The sequence below is a fragment of the Geodermatophilus sp. SMS 5-13 genome, from assembly GCF_059428245.1.
In genome coordinates this window covers 5,603,775-5,622,932 of record NZ_CP165729.1, presented here as the reverse complement: position 1 = coordinate 5,622,932, position 19,158 = coordinate 5,603,775, and the positions used below count along the sequence as shown (strand labels likewise).

General features: G+C 73.4%; 16 protein-coding genes. 11 read left to right on the top strand and 5 right to left on the bottom strand.

Translation table 11 applies throughout. The features are described from left to right. Positions 1 to 21 precede the first annotated feature (21 nt). Both AB3388_RS27285 and AB3388_RS27280 read left to right on the top strand, forming a co-directional pair. Entirely contained in the window at positions 22 to 855 is an 834-nt protein-coding gene (locus AB3388_RS27285; protein WP_495408485.1) for a CPBP family intramembrane glutamic endopeptidase, read from the top strand. A gap of 103 nt (positions 856 to 958) precedes the next feature. Beyond that, on the top strand, positions 959 to 1,621 hold the full coding sequence (locus tag AB3388_RS27280; protein WP_495408484.1) for a hypothetical protein: 663 nt from the start codon (positions 959 to 961) through the stop codon (positions 1,619 to 1,621). 7 nt (positions 1,622 to 1,628) lie between these two features. Here AB3388_RS27280 and AB3388_RS27275 read toward each other — a convergent pair whose 3' ends face one another. The 3 genes from AB3388_RS27275 to AB3388_RS27265 form a co-directional block, all read right to left on the bottom strand. Beyond that, positions 1,629 to 2,042: a hypothetical protein gene (locus AB3388_RS27275; RefSeq protein ID WP_495408483.1), complete on the bottom strand. Its 414-nt coding sequence runs from the start codon at positions 2,040 to 2,042 to the stop codon at positions 1,629 to 1,631. Next, on the bottom strand, positions 2,035 to 2,400 hold the full coding sequence (locus AB3388_RS27270; RefSeq protein ID WP_495408482.1) for a hypothetical protein: 366 nt from the start codon (positions 2,398 to 2,400) through the stop codon (positions 2,035 to 2,037). The genes AB3388_RS27275 and AB3388_RS27270 overlap by 8 nt, the downstream gene beginning before the upstream one ends. Before the next feature lie 66 nt (positions 2,401 to 2,466). Next, the gene (locus tag AB3388_RS27265; protein WP_495408481.1) at positions 2,467 to 3,459 is read right to left on the bottom strand and encodes an aldo/keto reductase; all 993 of its coding nucleotides are present in this window, start codon (positions 3,457 to 3,459) and stop codon (positions 2,467 to 2,469) included. A gap of 110 nt (positions 3,460 to 3,569) precedes the next feature. Here AB3388_RS27265 and AB3388_RS27260 point away from each other — a divergent pair, with 110 nt between their 5' ends. From AB3388_RS27260 to ngg, 3 genes are all read left to right on the top strand, one after another. Further along, positions 3,570 to 5,045, top strand: coding sequence for a S8 family serine peptidase (locus AB3388_RS27260; RefSeq protein ID WP_495408480.1), 1,476 nt, complete (start codon positions 3,570 to 3,572; stop codon positions 5,043 to 5,045). A gap of 199 nt (positions 5,046 to 5,244) precedes the next feature. Continuing rightward, positions 5,245 to 7,029 carry an N-acetylglutaminylglutamine amidotransferase gene (locus AB3388_RS27255; RefSeq protein ID WP_495408479.1) on the top strand — a complete coding sequence of 595 codons (1,785 nt, stop codon included), beginning with the start codon at positions 5,245 to 5,247 and terminating at the stop codon, positions 7,027 to 7,029. A 4-nt stretch (positions 7,030 to 7,033) separates the two neighbouring features. Then, entirely contained in the window at positions 7,034 to 8,782 is a 1,749-nt protein-coding gene (ngg, locus tag AB3388_RS27250) for an N-acetylglutaminylglutamine synthetase (protein WP_495408478.1), read from the top strand. A gap of 6 nt (positions 8,783 to 8,788) precedes the next feature. On the opposite strand, the gene crcB is transcribed toward ngg, so the two are convergent. Beyond that, complete coding sequence (gene crcB, locus AB3388_RS27245; protein WP_495408477.1) at positions 8,789 to 9,181, bottom strand: fluoride efflux transporter CrcB; 393 nt, start codon at positions 9,179 to 9,181, stop codon at positions 8,789 to 8,791. Further along, positions 9,151 to 9,645 (bottom strand): fluoride efflux transporter FluC, encoded by a 495-nt coding sequence (locus tag AB3388_RS27240; protein WP_495408476.1) that lies wholly within the window; start codon positions 9,643 to 9,645, stop codon positions 9,151 to 9,153. The genes crcB and AB3388_RS27240 overlap by 31 nt, the downstream gene beginning before the upstream one ends. Before the next feature lie 186 nt (positions 9,646 to 9,831). On the opposite strand from AB3388_RS27240, the gene AB3388_RS27235 reads away from it, so the two are divergent. From AB3388_RS27235 to AB3388_RS27210, 6 genes are all read left to right on the top strand, one after another. Then, the gene (locus AB3388_RS27235; RefSeq protein ID WP_495408475.1) at positions 9,832 to 11,265 is read left to right on the top strand and encodes an alpha,alpha-trehalose-phosphate synthase (UDP-forming); all 1,434 of its coding nucleotides are present in this window, start codon (positions 9,832 to 9,834) and stop codon (positions 11,263 to 11,265) included. Further along, positions 11,262 to 12,005 (top strand): trehalose-phosphatase, encoded by a 744-nt coding sequence (gene otsB, locus AB3388_RS27230; protein WP_495408474.1) that lies wholly within the window; start codon positions 11,262 to 11,264, stop codon positions 12,003 to 12,005. Before AB3388_RS27235 ends, otsB begins: the two co-directional genes overlap by 4 nt. Positions 12,006 to 12,334: 329 nt before the next feature. After that, entirely contained in the window at positions 12,335 to 13,942 is a 1,608-nt protein-coding gene (locus AB3388_RS27225; protein ID WP_495408473.1) for a methyl-accepting chemotaxis protein, read from the top strand. A 280-nt stretch (positions 13,943 to 14,222) separates the two neighbouring features. Continuing rightward, positions 14,223 to 15,806, top strand: coding sequence for a methyl-accepting chemotaxis protein (locus AB3388_RS27220; protein WP_495408472.1), 1,584 nt, complete (start codon positions 14,223 to 14,225; stop codon positions 15,804 to 15,806). A 46-nt stretch (positions 15,807 to 15,852) separates the two neighbouring features. Continuing rightward, positions 15,853 to 17,466, top strand: coding sequence for a methyl-accepting chemotaxis protein (locus AB3388_RS27215; RefSeq protein WP_495408471.1), 1,614 nt, complete (start codon positions 15,853 to 15,855; stop codon positions 17,464 to 17,466). Between the two features lie 44 nt (positions 17,467 to 17,510). Beyond that, positions 17,511 to 19,142: a methyl-accepting chemotaxis protein gene (locus AB3388_RS27210; protein WP_495408470.1), complete on the top strand. Its 1,632-nt coding sequence runs from the start codon at positions 17,511 to 17,513 to the stop codon at positions 19,140 to 19,142. Positions 19,143 to 19,158 lie beyond the last annotated feature (16 nt).

The window sequence follows — 19,158 nt, the reverse complement described above, 5'->3', positions numbered from 1 at the left end:
ACGGTGAAGGAGAGGATCCCCATGTCCACCACGACCACGCACGCCCCGGTCCGCCGTTCCGCGGTGGCCCGGCACCCGATCACCGCGTTCCTGCTGCTCGTCTGTCCGCTGACCGTCGTCGCGGTGTTCCTGCCGGTGCCCGAGGAGCTCCGCGGCCCGTTGGAGAACGGCCTCGGCGTCGCGGTCCCCGCACTCGTGGTGACGGCGGTCGTCGCCGGGACCGGCGGCCTCCGCGAGCTGGGCCGCCGCTGCCTGCGCTGGCGGGTGCCGCTGCGCTGGTACCTGGTCGCCCTGCTGCCGCTGCCGGTGCTCCTCCTGACCCTGGTGCCGTCGATGTACGGCGCGCAACCGCTGCACGCGCTGGCGGACAACTGGCTGCTGCTGGTGACCTCGTTCCTGCCCACCTTCGTCCTGATGCTGGTCCTCGACACCTTCCCGGAGGAGGTCGGCGCGACCGGATTCCTGTTCGCCCGGCTGCAGGGCCGGTACGGCGCGATGCGTGCCGTGCTGCTCACGACCCTGTGCTTCTGGCTGTGGCACGTGCCCGGCGTCGTCCGTGACACCGGCACGCTCCGGGACGCCGCGTTGGTGCTGGCCGTCTTCCTGGTGGGCCACCTGGCCAGCCGGGTGGTGGTCGGCTGGCTCTACAACGCGGCCGGTGCCAGCGTGCTGGTCGGCGCGCTCTTCCACGCCATGTTCAACGCCACGGTGAACCCGACCGGCCTGGGCGTGGCCCTGCTCGGGCTGCCGCAGGGGGACGTCGTGGTCCTGGCCACCGGGATCACGGTGCTCGTCGCGGCTGCGGTCGTGATCGGCACCCGGGGTCGCCTCGGCACCCCGCGCCCCGCGAGGTGAGCGAGCAGTCCTTCCGGGTAGGCGCAGCCGTTCCGGGTAGGCCCGGAACGGCTGCGCCGTGCCACCCGTTGGCCGCGCGGGAGACCCACAGGGAGGCACCACGATGGGACTGCTCGACCGGCTCTTCGGCCGCCGGAACCGCTCCGACGACCGGTACGACTCCGGATACACCCGCTACGAGGACGCTCCCCGGCGCCGCGCCCCGACGACGGACCAGCAGGCGATCGAGCGCTACCGCTACCTGCTGCGCACCGCACCGCCGGACCAGATCGAGCAGGCGCACGCCGAGGCCTTCGCCCAGCTCACCCCCGAGCAGCGGCGCCAGGTGCTCGACCAGCTGGCGGCCGCGGGCGAGCGCGCGCCGGGCGACGACCCGCGCAGCCTCGCGCGCGCGGCCACGCGGGCCGAGCTGCGCCAGCCCGGCATCCTCGAGCGGGCCTTCGGCGGCGGCTACGGCCGGGGGTACGGGCCCGCGTACGGCGGGGGCTATGGCGGCGGGTACGGCGGCCCGGGCTTCGGCAGCATGGTCGGCGGCAGCCTGCTGGGCACGATCGGCGGCCTGGTGATCGGCACGGCCGTCGCCGACGCGCTGTTCGACACCGGGCTGGGGGACGGCGGCCTGTTCGGCGGCGGCGACGAGGAGGCCTACGCCGCCGGCTACGAGGAGGGCGCCCAGGACTTCGGCGACGGCGGCGGCGGGGACTACGGGGGCGGGGACTACGGCGGCGACTTCGGGGGCGGGGACTTCGGCGGCGGCGACTTCTGACCCGCCGTCAGGCGTCCTCCGCCGCCACCTCTGCCTGGTGGCGCAGCCACAGCAGGCCGAGCACGGGCAGCACCAGCGGCACGAACCCGTAGCCCCGGCCGTACACCGACCACACCGTCGCGTCCGGGAAGGCGGCGCGGTCGACCAGCGACAGCGTCCCGACGACCAGCACCCCCGCCAGCTCCACCGAGCAGGCGACCAGCGCCGTCCGCCGTCCGCTCCGGCCGCCGCGGACCAACCCGATCGTGGCCACCAGGTAGATCACCGCCGCCAGGGCGGAGAGCAGGTAGGCCAGCGGCGCCTCGTCGAACCGGGTGGCCAGCTGGACGGCGGCCCGGGCGCCCGCCGCGAGGGTGAACAGCGCGTAGATGGCCACCAGGACGCGCCCCGGTCCCGTGGCCGTGCCGGCGGGCTCAGGCACCGGTCGCGTTCCACAGCTGGACGAGCCGCCACACCATGACGGCGACGACGAGCGCGGCCACCGCGAGCACGGTGCCGGCCCACCGGGTCGGCTCGGTGCGCGCCCAGAGGACGCCGGCGACCGGCACCAGCACGACCCCGACGAGGTAGCCGAGGAACGCGGCGGTCTCCGGCGGCCGGTGCCCGCCGGCCAGCCCGACGACCGCGACGACGACCTGCACGAGCAGCACGGCCTCGAGCAGCGCAGCCCCGGCGAGGTGCACCGTCCCGATCCGCCGCCGGGCCGCGGTGGAGGCCAGCCCGACGGCGGCGAGCAGCACCGCGACGACCGTGGCGGCGACGGCGAGGAAGGTGGTCACGGGCGCGGCGACGGGAGGACGGCGGACGGCACCCCGCCATCCTCCCTGGCCGCTCGCGCCGGCCGGTCAGCGGTGGATCGGCGACATGTCCGGGTAGCGGTTGCCCTGGGCCGCGCCGAGCGGGGCGGCCTCGTCCAGCCGGCGCAGGTCGTCGTCGGTCAGGACGACGTCGGCCGCCGCCGCGTTCTCCTCCAGGTAGCGCACGCGCTTGGTGCCCGGGATCGGGACGACGGCCGGGTTGCCGCCGCGGTCGCTCTGCGCCATCACCCAGGCCAGCGCCAGCTGGGTGGCGGTGACCCCCTTGTCGGCGGCGATCTCGCGCACCCGGTCGACCAGCTGGAGGTTGCGGGCGAAGTTCTCGCCCTGGAAGCGCGGGTTGTGCCGGCGGAAGTCGTTCTCCTCCAGGTCGTCGAGGCTGCGGATCTGCCCCGACAGGATTCCGCGGCCGATCGGCGAGTACGCGACGAAGCCGATCCCGAGCTCGGCGCAGGTCGCCAGGACGCCGTCGTCCTCGGGGTCGCGGGTCCACAGCGAGTACTCGGTCTGCACCGCGGCGACCGGCTGCACCGCGTGCGCCCGCCGGATCGTCTCCGGCGCGGCCTCGGAGATGCCCGCGTAGCGGATCTTCCCGGCCTCGACCAGCTCGCGCAGCGCGCCCCAGGTGTCCTCGATCGGCACCGAGGTGTCGACGCGGTGCTGGTAGTAGAGGTCGATCACGTCGACGCCCAGCCGCTGCAGGGAGGCGTCGCAGGCCCGGTGCACGTACTCCGGCCGGCCGTTGATGCCGAGCCGCCGGCCGTCCGGGGTGCGCTCGTTGCCGAACTTGGTGGCCAGGACGACCTCGTCCCGGCGGCCGGCGATCGCGCGGCCGACCAGCTGCTCGTTGGTGAACGGCCCGTACATGTCGGCGGTGTCGAGGAACGTCACGCCGAGGTCGAGGGCCCGCTGGATGGTGCGCTCGGCCTCGGCCTGGTCGCCGGTTCCGTAGAACTCGCTCATCCCCATGCAGCCCAGTCCCTGGGCCGCGACGGTCAGGCCGCCGAGTGTCCGTGTCTGCATGCCCCCGACCCTACGCGGAGGCGCCTCCGGTAACCGGGGGGTAACCGGAGGGCGGGTGGCTCGTTCAGGCAGACCACGAGAGCGTCGCCCCGCCCGATCCGAGGAGTGCCATGAGCCGGTCCCGTCGAGTCCTGGGGGTGGGGAGCCTGGCGGCGCTGGTCGCCGGCGTCCTCGCCGCGTCCCCCGCCCAGGCCGCTCCCCCGTCCGCCGCGCTCGCGCCGGTCCAGGACTTCCTGGCCGACCAGCTCGCCGCGCCGGCCGGCGCCGTCCCGACCACCGTCCTCGTGCACGGCACCGACATCGGCGCCGCCCGGGCGGCCGTGGCCGCGACCGGCATGCGGCCGATCACCGAGTTCGCGAAGATCGGCGTGGCCGTCGCCTCGGGCACCGCCGCGCAGGTCGAGGCGGCTCGCGGCGAGCCGGGCGTCACCTACCTCGAGGGCGACAGCCCGATCGCGTTCCTCGACCAGACGTCCAACACCGCGACCCGCGGCGCCGAGGCGGTCCGCAGCCTCACCGGCGCGAACGGGCAGCAGTTGGACGGCAGCGGCGTCTCGGTGGCGGTCATCGACTCCGGCGTCGACCCGACCCACCCGTTCCTGCGGAACCCCGACGGCAGCAGCGCCGTCGTCGCCAGCTACAAGAGCGTCTGCCTCGACGAGTCCAACACCAGCAGCGACTGCGTGCTGAAGGTGCCGAACGGCCTCGACACCGACACGATCTCCGGCGGCGGCCACGGCACGCACGTCAACGGCATCGTCGCCGGCCGGCCCACCACGCTCTCCGACGGCACGCGGCTGCAGGGCGCGGCGCCCGGCGCGAGCCTGGTGTCGATCTCCACCGGCGCCGTCCTGCTCATCGTCGGCGCGGACTCGGCGCTGAACTGGGTGCTGGAGCACCACGACGCACCGTGCGGTGCCGGCGTCCCGGCGAGCACCTGCCCGCCGATCAAGGTCACCAACAACTCCTACGGCCCCACCGGCGGAGGGGCGTTCGATCCGAACTCGGCGACGGTGAAGCTGCAGCGGGCGCTGGCCGCCGAGGGTGTCGTCACCGTCTGGGCGGCTGGCAACGACGGCGGCGACGGGTCGTCGTCCCTGACCAACCCGCCGGGCCAGGACCCGACCGGCGGCATCCTGTCCGTCGCGTCCTACTTCGACCAGGACACCGGCACCCGGGACGGCGTGGTCAGCGACTACTCCTCGCGCGGCGCCGCGGCCGACCCGTCGACCTGGCCGGACCTCTCCGCCCCCGGGGAGAACATCACCAGCTCCTGCCGGCTCTACCTGCCGATCTGCATGACCGGCCTGGCGCCGCAGAACGGCCCGGGCGCCCTGGACGTCGGCACGTTCAACACGATCAGCGGCACCTCGATGGCCGCGCCGCACATCGCCGGGATCGTCGCCCAGCTCTTCCAGGCCGACCCGACCGCGACCCCGGCGGAGATCGAGGCGGCGCTGAAGGGCACCGCGTACCCGTACACGAACGGCGCCGCGTACACGTCGGTGGGCGCGTACTCGACGTCCTTCGACAAGGGCACCGGCCTGGTCGACGTCGTGGCGGCGGTGCAGCGCCTCACCGCCTGAGAGCGGACGCCCGGCCACGATCACCGGAGCTGATCCCAGCGGCTCCTGGCTCACGTCCGGAGGTGAGCCAGGAGCCGCTGCGGTGATCTGAGCTGATCGTGCGGGGCCGCGCGTTCCACGTGGAACACCGGCCGGTGCCAAGGATGTGACTTGGGCCCTCCCGCGCATGCCCGCGCGGGAGCGGGTTAGATCAGAGTGCATGTGCGGCCTCTCCGGCGAGATCACCTTCGACGGCTCCCTGGCCGACACGGGCGCGGTGGACCGCATGGTCTGCGCGCTCGTCCCCCGCGGCCCGGACGGCCAGGGCTCGTGGAGCGCGGGCCGGGTGGCGTTCGGCCACCGCCGCCTCTCGGTCATCGACCTCTCCCCGCACGGGGCCCAGCCGATGGTCGACAACGAGCTCGGGCTCACCGCCGTCTTCAACGGCTGCATCTACGACTACCAGGAGCTGCGCGCCGAGCTGGAGGGGCACGGCTACCGCTTCTTCTCCACCAGCGACACCGAGGTCCTGATCAAGGGCTACCACCACTGGGGCCTCGACTTCGTCGACCACCTGCACGGCATGTTCGCCGTGGTCCTCCACGAGCGGGACACCGGCCGGGTGGTCATGGCCCGCGACCGGCTGGGCATCAAGCCGCTCTACCTGGCCGAGTCGCCGGGCCGCCGGCTGCGGTTCGCCTCGTCGCTGCCGGCCCTGCTGAAGGCCGGGGATGTCGACACCTCCGTCGACCCGGTCGCGCTGCACCACTACCTGACCTGGCACGCCGTCGTACCGGCGCCGCGGACGATCCTCACCGGCGTCCGGAAGCTGCCGCCGGCGACGGTCCGGGTGATCGAGGCCGACGGCACCAGCCGCGAGCACCGCTACTGGCAGCCGCGCTACGAACGCCGCGAGGAGCACGCGGGATGGACGGCGCGCGACTGGGAGGACGCCGTCGAGGAGGCGCTGCGGGTCGCCGTCCGCCGGCGGCTGGTCGCCGACATCCCGGTCGGCGTGCTGCTCTCCGGCGGCCTGGACTCCAGCCTGATCGTCGGCCTGCTCGCCGAGGAGGGGCAGACCGGGCTGGCCACCTACAGCATCGGGTTCGAGGCCGTGGCCGGGCAGGAGGGCGACGAGTTCCGCTACTCCGACGTGATCGCCGAGCACTTCGCGACCGACCACCACCGCATCCGGGTGGCCTCCGACGAGCTGGCCGGCGCGCTCGACCACGCGGTCGGCGCGATGAGCGAGCCGATGGTCAGCCACGACGTCGTCGCCTTCGACCTGCTCAGCGAGCGGGTGAGCCAGACGATCAAGGTCGTGCAGTCCGGCCAGGGCGCCGACGAGGTGTTCGCCGGCTACCACTGGTACCAGCCGCTGGCCGGGCTCTCGCCTCAGCAGGGCAGCGCGACCTACGCGGAACGGTTCTTCGACCGCGGCCCCGCCGACATGCGCCGGCTCGTCGCCGACCGCTACAGCGTGGACGACGACCCGTCGATGGCCTTCGTCCGGGCGCACATGGGCGCACCCGGCGCCGCGACGGCGGTGGACGCCGCCCTGCGCCTCGACAGCGAGATCATGCTGGTCGACGATCCGGTCAAGCGGGTCGACAACATGTCCATGGCGTGGGGCCTCGAGGCGCGGGTGCCGTTCCTCGACCACGACCTGGTGGAACTCGCCGCTGCCTGCCCGCCCGAGCTCAAGCTCGCCGACGACGGCAAGGGCGTGCTCAAGGCGATCGGCCGGCGGATCATCCCGCCCGAGGTCATCGACCGGCCCAAGGGCTACTTCCCGGTGCCGGCCATCACGCACCTCGAGGGCAAGGTGCTCGCCCTGGTGCGCGACGCGCTGAGCAGCGCCGCGGCCCGCGAGCGGGGGCTGTTCCGCGACGGGTACGTCGACGCGCTGCTGGCCGACCCGAACGGCGAGCTGACGCCGCTCAAGGGCAACAAGCTCTGGCAGCTGGGCCTGCTGGAGCTGTGGCTGCAGACCCACGGGGTGTGAGCCGGTGACCTCCCCCCGGATCGCCGGCGCCCGCCGCCGCACCCGCGCCCGTGGCTTCACCGACCGCTCCACCCGCCGTCCGTCGGCGCACGAGCGCCGCGGCATGCGCACCGACGTCGTCCTCGACATGGGCTGGGGCCGGCTGGTCTTCGGGCACACGTTCGGCGACCTGCGCGGCGTGCTAGACGCGCTGCGCGCGGAGGAGTCCGGACGGCGGGACATCTGCGTCTACCCGCGCGACCCGCAGGTGCTCATCGGGCTGGCGCCGGACGAGCTGTTCCTCGACCCGTCGCTGACCTTCCGGCTGGACCTGCACCGCTACCGGGCGCGCGGCGAGCTGATCCGCGGCGTCTTCGTGCGCACGGTGACCTCGCGCGCGGAGATGGCGGCGGTCAACGACATCTACGCCCGCAACGGCATGGTCACCGCCGACGCGGACACCATGTGGGCCAACCACCGCACCCGCGCGTTCACCTACCTGGTGGCCGAGGACCGGCGGACCGGCCGGATCGTCGGCACCGTCACCGGGGTCGACCACGCGCTCGCCTTCGCCGACCCCGAGGGCGGCACCAGCCTGTGGTGCCTCGCCGTCCACGCCCAGGACGCGCCGCCGGGGGCCGGGGAGGCGCTGGTGCGCGTGCTGGCCGAGCGGTACGCCGCCCGCGGCCGCGCCTACCTGGACCTGTCGGTGATGCACGACAACGCCCCGGCGATCGCGCTGTACCGCAAGCTCGGCTTCACCCAGGTGCCGGCCGTCTGCGTGAAGCGGAAGAACCCGATCAACTCGCCGCTGTTCGCCGCCCGGCCGCCGGAGCTCGACGACCTGAACGTCTACGCGCGGATCATCGCCGACGAGGCGCTGCGGCGCGGGATCCGCGTCGAGGTGACCGACGCCGACTCCGGCGAGCTGCGGCTGTCCCTCGGCGGCCGCAGCGTGCTCACCCTGGAATCCCTGTCGGAGCTGACCTCCGCGGTGGCGCTCGCCCGCTGCGACGACAAGCGGGTGACCCGACGGATCATGCAGCGCGCCGGTGTGCGGGTGCCCCGCGGGGCGCCGGCCCGGGAGGACGACCTCGACGACGCCGCCAAACTGCTCGACGAGATCGGCGAGGTGGTCGTCAAGCCGGCCCGCGGCGAGCAGGGCAAGGGCATCACCGTCGGCGTGCGCGACCGCGACGGGCTCGAGCGCGCGGTCGAGCTGGCGCTGCCGTTCTGCCAGGACGTGGTGGTGGAGGAGCTGGTCGCGGGCGACGACCTGCGGGTCGTGGTCATCGACCACCGCGTCGTCGCGGCCGCCGTCCGCCGTCCCGCCGAGGTGATCGGCGACGGCCGGTCGACCGTCGCCGACCTGGTCGAGAAGACCAGCCGCCGCCGTGAGCGGGCGACCGGCGGGGAGTCGAGCATCCCGCTCGACGACATCACCGCCGAGGTGGTGGCCGGCGCCGGGTTCGCGCTGGACGACGTCCCGTCGAAGGGCGAGCGGATCCGGGTGCGCCGGACGGCGAACCTGCACACCGGCGGCACGATCGAGGACGTCACCGACCGGCTGCACCCGGAGATCGCCGCGGCGGCGGTGCGCGCCAGCCGCGCGATCGGCATCCCGGTGACCGGCCTGGACTTCCTGGTCCCGGACGTCGACGGCCCCGAGCACGTCTTCATCGAGGCGAACGAGCGTCCCGGGCTGGCCAACCACGAGCCGCAGCCCACCGTCGCCCGCTTCGTGGACCTGCTCTTCCCCGAGACACGGGCCTGACGGCGGTCAGACGAGCCAGCCGGCCAGCATCCATCCCAGGGCAACCGCGCCCAGCCCCCCGAGCAGGCTGGCGACCACATTGGCCAGGGCGTAGAACCGCGACCGCTCCTCCAGCAGCCTGAGGATCTCGTAACTGAAGGTCGAGTAGGTGGTCAGCGCGCCGCAGAAGCCGGTGCTCAGGGCCGCGGTCACCGTCGGGGCCAGGTGCGCGGTCGCCGCGACGAGGAACCCGAGGATGAACGAGCCGACCAGGTTGACCGTCAGCGTGCCCCACGGGAAGACGCTGTCGTGCCGGGTCTGCACCATGCGGTCGGTCAGGTAACGGGCCGGCGCGCCCACCGCGGCACCGACGGCCACCCACAGCGGGATCACGGCGTGGCCCGTCGCAGCCGCAGCCATGCCGCAGCCGTTCCGCGGGTGAGCAGCATGCCCAGGAAGGCCGCGAGGACGGCGGCGGCCAGGGTGGCGAGCAGGTAGCCCAGGGCGGCGCCGTCGCGGCCGGCGAGCGTCAGCTGCTGCACGTCGACCATCGCGGTGGAGAACGTCGTGTAGCCGCCGAGGATCCCGACCCCGAGGAACGGGCGGACCAGCCGGTGCGGCGAGGTCAGCTCGGTGATCACCACCATGAGGACGCCGATGAGAAAACAGCCGCTGATGTTGACCAGCCACGTGGCCATCGGCCACTGGCCGGGCTGGTGCGGCAGCAGCACGCCCATCCCGTAGCGCGCCTCGGCCCCCAGCACGCCCCCCACCGCGATCGCGGCCAGCACCGCCGGGTCCCAGGTGCGCTGGCGGCGCTGCTCGGGCACGTGCAGGTCGACGTCGGAGTCGACCGGTTCCACCGGCGTGCCCCGTGTCGTCATCGGCTGCCTCCCCGAGCCCCAGGGAGGGGCCTTCCGCGACCCCTTCGGCTCTCGCGACGGGCGAGCGAGCTTACCGCCGCACGCTGTGCTCATCCCCCCCGACCGCGCCGGTGATCATGCCTGCGCGTGCCTGAGGGACGCCGGATCGATAGGGTCGGTGCGGTGGCGGACGCAGGGGGAGAACACGTGCGGGCGGACAGCCCGGTCGTCGTCGTCGCGAACCGGCTTCCGGTCGACCAGGTGACCGACCCGGACGGGACGACGCGCTGGCAGCGCAGCCCCGGCGGGCTGGTGACGGCCCTCGAGCCGTTCGTCGCGGGCCGCGGCGGGGCCTGGGTCGGCTGGTCGGGCTCGGCCGGTGAGGCCCCGGAGCCCTTCGAGTCCGGTGGGATGTCGCTGGTACCGGTAGAGCTCTCCGAGGAGGAGGTGGACCGCTACTACGAGGGCATGTCCAACGCCTCGCTGTGGCCGCTCTACCACGACGTCGTCGAGAAGCCGGAGTACCACCGGGCCTGGTGGGACACCTACGTCCAGGTCAACCGGCGCTTCGCCGAGCGGGCCGCCGAGGTCGCGGCCGAGGACGCCATCGTCTGGGTGCACGACTACCAGCTGCAGCTGGTCCCGGCGCTGCTGCGCCAGCGCCGGCCGGACCTGACGATCGGCTTCTTCCTGCACATCCCGTTCCCGCCGTACGAGCTGTTCACCCAGCTGCCGTGGCGGCAGGCGATCGTCGAGGGGCTGCTCGGGGCCGATCTGGTGGGCTTCCAGCGGCCGGCGGCGGCGAGCAACTTCGTCCAGCTCGCCCGCCGGCTGCACGACCTGGGGACCCGCGGCAGCGTCATCGAGTACGACAGCCGGACCGTGATGGCCAAGGCCTTCCCGATCTCCATCGACACCGCGTCGTTCGACCGGCTGGCCTCCTCCGAGGAGGTCATCGCCCGCGCCAAGGAGATCCGCGCCGAGCTGGGCAACCCGGAGAAGATCGTCCTCGGCGTGGACCGGCTGGACTACACCAAGGGCATCAGCGTCCGGCTCAACGCCTTCCAGGAGCTGCTGGAGGACGCCGTCGTCGCGGCCCCCGAGACGGTGCTCGTGCAGGTCGCCACCCCGAGCCGCGAACGGGTGGAGCACTACGTGCACATGCGCGAGACCATCGAGCAGCAGGTCGGGCACATCAACGGCGTGTTCGGCTCGATCGCCGGCCCGGCGGTGCACTACTTCAACCAGTCGATGCCGCGCGAGGAGCTGGCTGCGCTCTACCGGGCCGCCGACGTCATGCTCGTCACCCCCTACCGCGACGGCATGAACCTGGTGGCCAAGGAGTACGTGGCCGCGCGCGGCGACCTGGGCGGCGCGCTGGTCCTGTCCGAGTTCGCCGGCGCGGCCGCCGAGCTCAAGCAGGCGTACCTGGTCAACCCGCACGACATCACGGGGGTCAAGAACCAGCTGGTGCGCGCGCTGCGGCAGGAGCCGGCCGAGGGCGCCAAGCGGATGCGCGCGATGCGCCGGCACCTGTTCCGCCACGACCTCGAGCACTGGGCGAGCTCGTTCTTCGACGCGCTGCGCGCCCAGGCCGACGGCCCCGACCCGGCCACGGGGCGGGCCGGGACGCAGGCATGACATCCGGGCCGCCGGAGCTGCACGCGGCGTTCGCCGACGTCGCCGCCCGACGGCCGCTGCTCGTGGCCAGCGACTACGACGGCGTGCTGGCCCGGCTGGTGGGCGACCCGTCGGCCGCCGTCCCGGAGGCCGGTGTCGCCGCGGTGCTCGGCCGCCTGGCCGCCGTCGACGGGGTCGTCGTCGCCCTCGTCAGCGGCCGCGGGGTGGCCGACCTGCAGCGCACCAGCGGGCTGGCCGGGCCGTACCGGTGGGTGGGCAGCCACGGCGCGGAGTTCGACGGGCCGCTGACCGCGGAACTGGCCGAGCGGCGCGACGTGCTGGCCGAGCAGCTGGCCCCGGTGGTGGGCGAGGTGCCCGGCGCCCGGCTGGAGGTCAAGCCCGCCAGCGTGGCGGTGCACGTGCGGCAGGTCGCAGATGCCGCCACGGGCGACGCGCTGCTGGCGCGGGTCAGTGCGCTGGCGGATTCGTCACTGACGAAGAAGCCGGGCAAGGCGGTCCTGGAGCTGGCGGTCACCGACGCCGACAAGGGCAGCGCGCTGCGCCGCCTGCGGGCCGAGCTCGGGGCGGACGGCGCGGTGTACTTCGGCGACGACGTCACCGACGAGGACGGCTTCCGGGCGCTGGAGCCGGACGGCGTCACGGTGAAGGTGGGCGAGGGTGAGACCGCCGCCCGCTACCGGGTGGCCGATCCAGCGGCCGCCGTCGCGGCCCTCGAGGACCTCGCGGCCCTGCTCGGCTGACCTCCGCCGCGCCGCAGCCCGGTCCGGGGTGACCGTGCCTGCGCCGAGGGCGGTCGTCGTCCTGGCGTGTCGACACCTGCGGGTGCCGGGGCGCCGGAACGGGCGAACGGCGGCGGCCCCAGCTGCGCGTTCCGCCGCCGCGCCCCCATTCCATCGGCAATTCGGAAGGTATTCCGGGTTGTCGACATGTTTCTCGGCGCGGGACGCCGACGCGCATTTCTGGTCACGATTCCGAAGACTTCATGGAATCAACCCGGTGAGCGTGGCTGGAGTGGCAACAATCTGCGTGCGCATCAAGTCGCCACCACAGCAATTCAGGGAGACCCCGCATGAGCACCACCGCTATTCCTCCGCGGTCGGGTCGGCCGCCGGGCTGGTTCGCCAACCGGCCGCTCGCGCAGAAGTTCGGCGCCCTCATCGGGGTCGTAGTACTCGCTCTGGCCGGCCTGCTGACCGCCGTCCTCATCGGCAACTCCCACGTGCAGCAGGCGAGCGCCGACGTGGCCAACCTGGGCCAGGCCCAGGCGCTGGTCCTCCAGCTCGACACGCGCGCCAGCGAGCTCAAGGTCGACGGCTACAAGGCGCTGGTCCGCACCGACCCGGCCGGTGAGCTGGAGGAGCTGGCCGGCGACGGTGAGACCGCGCAGGGCCTGATCGAGGAGCTGAGCGTCATCCCCCTGACCGGGGACAGCGCCACCGCGGTGGACGCGCTGGAGGACAGCTTCACGCAGTACACCGACGACATCACCGTCTTCGTGAACAAGGCGGTGGCCGACCAGGCCGGTACCCGGCTGATCTGGGAGGACATCCAGAAGGCCAACGACGTCACCGACAGCGCCGTGAGCGCGGCCAAGGACACCCTGGCGACGGACACCCAGGCCGCGTCGGAGGCGCTCGAGACGGCGATCAGCACCGCCCAGCTCGCCTCGGTGCTCGCGGCCGCGGCCGGGCTGCTCCTGATCGTGGTCATCAGCGTGTTCACCATGCGGTCGATCACCCGGCCGGTCCGGATGGTGAAGGCCTCGCTCGAGGCGCTGGCCACGGGTGACCTCACGATCGACACCCACGTGCGCAGCACCGACGAGATCGGCCAGATGGCCACGGCGCTGGACGCCGCCCAGGCCAGCCTGCGCGACGTCATGGCGCTGGTCGCGGGCTCGGCCGGTGCCGTCGCCGGCAGCGCGGAGGAGCTGTCCGCCTCGGCCACGCAGATCGCGGCCTCCGCCGAGGAGACCAGCGCGCAGTCCGGCGTCGTCTCCGCCGCGGCGGAGGAGGTGTCCCGCAGCGTCGAGACCGTCGCGGCGGGCGCGGAGCAGATGGGCGCGTCCATCCGCGAGATCGCCACCAACGCGGCCGAGGCCAGCCAGGTCGCCAACAAGGCCGTGGCCGCGGCCGCCGCGACCACGGTCACCGTGGCCAAGCTGGGCGAGTCCTCCACCGAGATCGGCAACGTGGTCAAGGTGATCACCTCGATCGCGGAGCAGACCAACCTGCTGGCGCTCAACGCGACCATCGAGGCGGCGCGCGCCGGGGAGGCGGGCAAGGGCTTCGCGGTCGTGGCCAACGAGGTCAAGGAGCTGGCGCAGGAGACGGCGAAGGCCACGGAGGACATCGCCCGCCGGGTCCTGGCGATCCAGGGCGACACCTCGGCGGCCGTGACCGCGATCGAGGAGATCTCCGAGATCGTGGCGCAGATCAGCGACCGGCAGGCCACCATCGCCTCCGCGGTCGAGGAGCAGACCGCCACCACGCAGGAGATGTCCCGCTCGGTGACCGAGGCCGCCAGCGGCTCGGGCCAGATCGCCGAGAACATCGTCAGCGTCTCGTCGGCGGCCGGCGACACCACCCAGGCACTGAGCCAGACCCGCGTCGCGGTGGACGAGCTGTCCCGCATGTCCTCCGAACTGCGGACGACGGTCGGGCGCTTCAGCTACTGACGCGGCATGCGGCGGGGGTGGCCGGCGTCGGCCACCCCCGCCCGCTCTCCCCCGTGTCGATACGTCGAAATGGCGATCCGATCGATTGCCTGGCGACAGGTCGACACTTCTGAAACGGTCATCGAACGAATATCCCGAGCCATTCCGACACACCCTTGGAATGCTCGTCACATCGCTCCGGGACGACCTAGTTTCGTCGCCGCAACGCCTGTGACACGTGGGTCGGACGGACCCGGGCACGGCGCGGCACACCCGTCGGTCCGTTCCCAGGAGCTCCCCCATGTCCGCTGTTCCCAGTCGCCGCGCGCGCTGGTTCACCGACCGGTCCGTCGGGACCAAGATCGGCGTCCTCGTCGCCCTGATGGCCCTGGTCGGCGTCGTCACCGCGGTGCTCGCCGTGCGCGGCGCGCAGTCCCTGCGCGACGGCGAGACGCGCCTGCAGGAGCAGAACGTGGCGCCCCTGGTGACGCTGGGCGCGATCCAGCGCGGCTTCCAGGGCGACCGCGTGCGGATCATCTCCTACAACGTGGCCGACCCGGAGGGCCGCGCGAGCCTGCGCGAGGACCTGACGAAGCGGCAGACCGAGCTCCAGGACCTGATCCGGCAGTACGACGGCCTGCAGGCCGACGACGCGTCGTGGGCCGCCTTCACCCAGGGCATCGACGCCTACTACGCCGCCACCGACGGGGCGCTGGCCGCGATGGACGCCGGAGTCAGCTTCCGCTTCGCCGACGAGAAGCCCCTGGCCAGCGCGGCGATGGACCCCTACGCGCTGGAGAGCGACGCGCAGGCGCAGGCCGCCGCGGACCAGGCGGCGGCCGGCGAGGACCTGGCGGGCGACGTGATGCTGCAGGTCGCGCTCACCCTGGTGATCGGGATCGTGCTCGTCGCGGGCCTGGCGGTCGTCGTCGTCCGGCTCATCACCCGCACCGTCCGCTCGGTGCAGCGGACGGCCGAGGCCATGGCGGCCGGCGACCTGACGGTGACGCCGGACGTTGCGTCGGACGACGAGCTGGGCCGGATGGCGCGCTCGCTGGCGGAGGCGCAGGCGAACCTGCGCGGGGTGCTGTCGTCGGTGGTGGCCTCGGCGGACGCGGTCGCGGCGTCGTCGGAGGAGCTGTCGGCGTCCTCGGCGCAGATCTCGGCGTCGGCGCAGGAGACCTCGGCGCAGTCCGGCGTCGTGGCCTCGGCGGCCGAGGAGGTCTCCCGGAGCGTGCAGACGGTCGCCGCGGGCGCGGAGCAGATGGGGGCGTCCATCCGGGAGATCGCCTCGAACGCCGCCGAGGCCTCGCAGGTGGCCGCCCGTGCGGTGACCGCCGCGGAGACCACCACCGCCACGGTCGCCAAGCTCGGCGACTCCTCGGCCGAGATCGGCAACGTCGTCAAGGTCATCACCTCGATCGCCGAGCAGACGAACCTCCTGGCCCTGAACGCCACCATCGAGGCGGCGCGGGCAGGGGAGGCCGGCAAGGGCTTCGCGGTCGTGGCCAACGAGGTCAAGGAGCTGGCGCAGGAGACGGCGAAGGCCACGGAGGACATCGCCCGCCGCGTCGAGGCGATCCAGGGCGACACCGGCGCCGCGGTGGACGCGATCGCCGAGATCTCCGCCATCGTGGCCCAGATCAGCGACCGGCAGACCACGATCGCCTCCGCGGTCGAGGAGCAGACGGCCACCACCAACGAGATGTCGCGGTCGGTCACCGAGGCCGCCGGCGGCTCGGGGCAGATCGCCGAGAACATCACCAGCGTCTCCACGGCAGCGGACTCGACGACGCAGGCCCTGGGCCAGACCCGCACCGCGGTCGACGAGCTCTCCCGCATGGCCGCCGACCTGCGCAGCACTGTCGGCCGCTTCACCTACTGACCCTCCCCTCCCTCCCCTCCCCCTGCTCTTTCCAGGAGACCCGAAGATGCGTGTCCGTTCGTCGTCGCGGCGGTTCCGCGACCTGTCCGTCGCCGTCAAGGTGACCATCGCGGTGGGCCTCGCCGTGGTCGTCGCGGTGCTCACCGGCGTCCTCGGTCTGGGCGCGCTGTCCGCGTCCGCCGACCGCGCCGACGCCATGCAGCAGCAGAACGTCCTCGGCACCCAGCTGGCGGACGAGATCCGGTTCCAGTTCCTCGCGAGCCGGTTCAACTCCACGAACGCCACCTACTCCAGCGACCCCGCGGCCAAGCAGGCCTACCTCGGCCAGCGCGACGAGGCCCGCGCGGCGCTCTCGGACGCCGCCGACCGCCTGGTCGCGGAGACGCGTCCCACCGCCGCGATCCGGACGGCGCTGGCGACCGCCACGGAGGACATCGCCACCTACATCGACCTGGGTGAGCAGCTCGACGCGCTGGCCGCCGCCGGCAAGGCGCAGAGCCCGGAGTTCAACGACCTGCGGGCGAACAAGGTCGCTCCGCTCGGCCAGGGGATCGTCGAGGAGCTGCAGGCGCTGTCCGAGATGCAGGGGACGACGGCCGAGAAGAGCGCCGCGGCCGCCGCCGAGGAGTACGCCTCCACCCGGACCTTCCTGATCGTCGTGATCGTCGTCGGCGCGCTCCTGGCGCTGGCCTTCGGCATCCTCGTGGCCCGGGGAATCACCAGGGCGCTGGACCGGGTCCGCGGGTCCGCCGAGCGGCTGGCCGAGGGTGACCTGACCCGGCGGGCCGGCATCGACCAGCGGGACGAGGTCGGCCGGATGGCCCTCGCCCTCGACGCCGCCCAGGACAGCCTGCGGGAGGTCATGGCCTCCGTGGTGGCCTCGGCGGACGCGGTCGCCGCGTCGTCGGAGGAGCTGTCGGCGTCCTCGGCGCAGATCTCCGCCTCGGCCGAGGAGACGTCGGCGCAGTCCGGTGTCGTCGCCGGCGCCGCGGACGAGGTGAGCCGGAACGTGCAGACGGTGGCCGCCGGTGCCGAGCAGATGGGCGCCAGCATCCGCGAGATCGCCTCGAACGCCGCGGAGGCCTCCGAGGTGGCGGCGCGGGCGGTGACGGCGGCGGAGACCACCACCGCCACGGTCGCCAAGCTGGGCGACTCCTCGGCCGAGATCGGCAACGTCGTCAAGGTGATCACCTCGATCGCGGAGCAGACCAACCTCCTGGCGCTCAACGCGACCATCGAGGCGGCCCGCGCCGGTGAGGCGGGCAAGGGCTTCGCGGTCGTGGCCAACGAGGTCAAGGAGCTGGCGCAGGAGACGGCGAAGGCGACCGAGGACATCGCCCGGCGGGTGGAGGCGATCCAGCACGACACCGGGGCCGCGGTCACGGCGATCGAGGAGATCAGCTCGATCGTCGCGCAGATCTCCGACCGGCAGACGACGATCGCCTCGGCGGTGGAGGAGCAGACCGCGACGACGAATGAGATGTCGCGCTCGGTGCAGGAGGCCGCGGGTGGGACCGGTCAGATCGCGGAGAACATCACCAGCGTCTCCACCGCGGCCGACTCGACCACCCAGGCGCTGACCCAGACCCGCACCGCGGTCGACGAGCTCTCCCGCATGGCCGCCGACCTGCGCGGCACCGTGGGCCGCTTCACCTACTGACAGCTCCATCCGACCACGGACACGAACGGGGACCAGGTCCACCGATGAACACGACCCTTCCGCCCGGCGCCCGGCGCCACTGGCTGCGCGATCGCGGCGTCCGCGCGCGCATCCTCGGGCTCACCGGCGTCCTGCTGCTGGGACTGCTCACCTCGACCGTGACCGGCGCGATCAGCGGCCGGCACGTCGACGACCTGCAGCGCGAGGTCGAGACGGCAGAGGGGGTCCAGCGGCAGGTCGAGGCCGCCCGCTACGACCTGCTCTGGGCCGCCAACTGGCAGAACATCACCGCCTGGAAGTCGCGCGTCGAGGGCGGTGCGGTCGCGGCCGCGCCGGGCGGTGACAACGTCGCGGCCTACCAGGACGGGGCGACCGGCTTCGAGAAGCTGTTCGCGATCGACCGCAGCCTGCTCGACGAGAAGGCCCGCCAGAGCCTGGACACCATCCAGGACAACTGGCAGAAGATGAGCGACTACAACGACCAGATCTTCGCCTTGTGGGCGCAGGGCCGGCTCGATGAGGGCGACGCGCTCTCGAGCGGGGACAAGTGGGACGTGTTCTACGTCCTCGACCAGGCGATGACCGACCTGGTGTCGTCGGTCGACGCGCGGGTGGCCGGCTCGCGGGCCGACGCGGAGGCCGCGGCCGCCCGGACGACGATCATCGCCGTCTCGGTGGCCCTGGTGACCCTCGTGCTCGGCCTGGCCGTCGCCGTCGTGGTGTCCCGGCGGATCTCCCGCGGGATCGCCGCGGTCCAGGACGGTCTCGAGCGGGTCGCCGGCGGTGACCTGACCGTCCGGCTGCCCGTCCACGGGCAGGACGAGATCAGCCGCATGGCCTCCGCCCTGAACACCGCGGCGGACGCGATGGCCACCACCGTCGGCGAGATCGTCGCTTCGGCGGACGCGGTGGCGGCGTCGTCGGAGCAGCTGTCGGCGTCCTCGGCGCAGATCTCGGCGTCGGCGCAGGAGACCTCGGCGCAGTCCGGCGTGGTCGCCGGGGCGGCGGAGGAGGTGTCGCGCAACGTGCAGACGGTGGCGGCCGGCGCGGAGCAGATGGGGGCGTCCATCCGGGAGATCGCGTCGAACGCCGCGGAGGCCTCGCAGGTGGCGGCGCGGGCGGTGACGGCGGCGGAGACCACCACCGCGACGGTCGCCAAGCTGGGCGACTCCTCGGCCGAGATCGGCAATGTGGTGAAGGTGATCACGTCGATCGCGGAGCAGACGAACCTGCTGGCGCTCAACGCGACCATCGAGGCGGCCCGCGCGGGTGAGGCGGGCAAGGGCTTCGCGGTCGTCGCGAACGAGGTCAAGGAGCTGGCGCAGGAGACGGCGAAGGCCACGGAGGACATCGCCCGCCGGGTCCTGGCGATCCAGGGCGACACCTCGGCGGCCGTGACCGCGATCGAGGAGATCTCCGCCATCGTGGCGCAGATCAGCGACCGGCAGACCACCATCGCCTCCGCGGTGGAGGAGCAGACGGCCACGACGAACGAGATGTCGCGGTCGGTGCAGGAGGCCGCCGGCGGGACCGGTCAGATCGCCGGCAACATCACCGGGGTCTCGGCGGCGGCGGAGGCCACCACCCAGGCGCTGGGGCAGACCCGCACCGCGGTGGGCGAGCTCTCCCGGATGGCGGCGGACCTGCGCGGCACGGTGGGGCGCTTCACGTACTGAGCGCGCTCGCGCTCGG

Coding starts and splice junctions, on each gene's coding strand:
- AB3388_RS27285 (WP_495408485.1), top strand. CDS start 22: ATGTCCACCACGACCACGCACGCCCCGGTCCGCCGTTCCGCGGTGGCC.
- AB3388_RS27280 (WP_495408484.1), top strand. CDS start 959: ATGGGACTGCTCGACCGGCTCTTCGGCCGCCGGAACCGCTCCGACGAC.
- AB3388_RS27265 (WP_495408481.1), bottom strand. CDS start 3,459: ATGCAGACACGGACACTCGGCGGCCTGACCGTCGCGGCCCAGGGACTG.
- AB3388_RS27260 (WP_495408480.1), top strand. CDS start 3,570: ATGAGCCGGTCCCGTCGAGTCCTGGGGGTGGGGAGCCTGGCGGCGCTG.
- AB3388_RS27255 (WP_495408479.1), top strand. CDS start 5,245: ATGTGCGGCCTCTCCGGCGAGATCACCTTCGACGGCTCCCTGGCCGAC.
- crcB (WP_495408477.1), bottom strand. CDS start 9,181: ATGGCTGCGGCTGCGACGGGCCACGCCGTGATCCCGCTGTGGGTGGCC.
- AB3388_RS27240 (WP_495408476.1), bottom strand. CDS start 9,645: ATGACGACACGGGGCACGCCGGTGGAACCGGTCGACTCCGACGTCGAC.
- otsB (WP_495408474.1), top strand. CDS start 11,262: ATGACATCCGGGCCGCCGGAGCTGCACGCGGCGTTCGCCGACGTCGCC.
- AB3388_RS27225 (WP_495408473.1), top strand. CDS start 12,335: ATGAGCACCACCGCTATTCCTCCGCGGTCGGGTCGGCCGCCGGGCTGG.
- AB3388_RS27220 (WP_495408472.1), top strand. CDS start 14,223: ATGTCCGCTGTTCCCAGTCGCCGCGCGCGCTGGTTCACCGACCGGTCC.
- AB3388_RS27215 (WP_495408471.1), top strand. CDS start 15,853: ATGCGTGTCCGTTCGTCGTCGCGGCGGTTCCGCGACCTGTCCGTCGCC.
- AB3388_RS27210 (WP_495408470.1), top strand. CDS start 17,511: ATGAACACGACCCTTCCGCCCGGCGCCCGGCGCCACTGGCTGCGCGAT.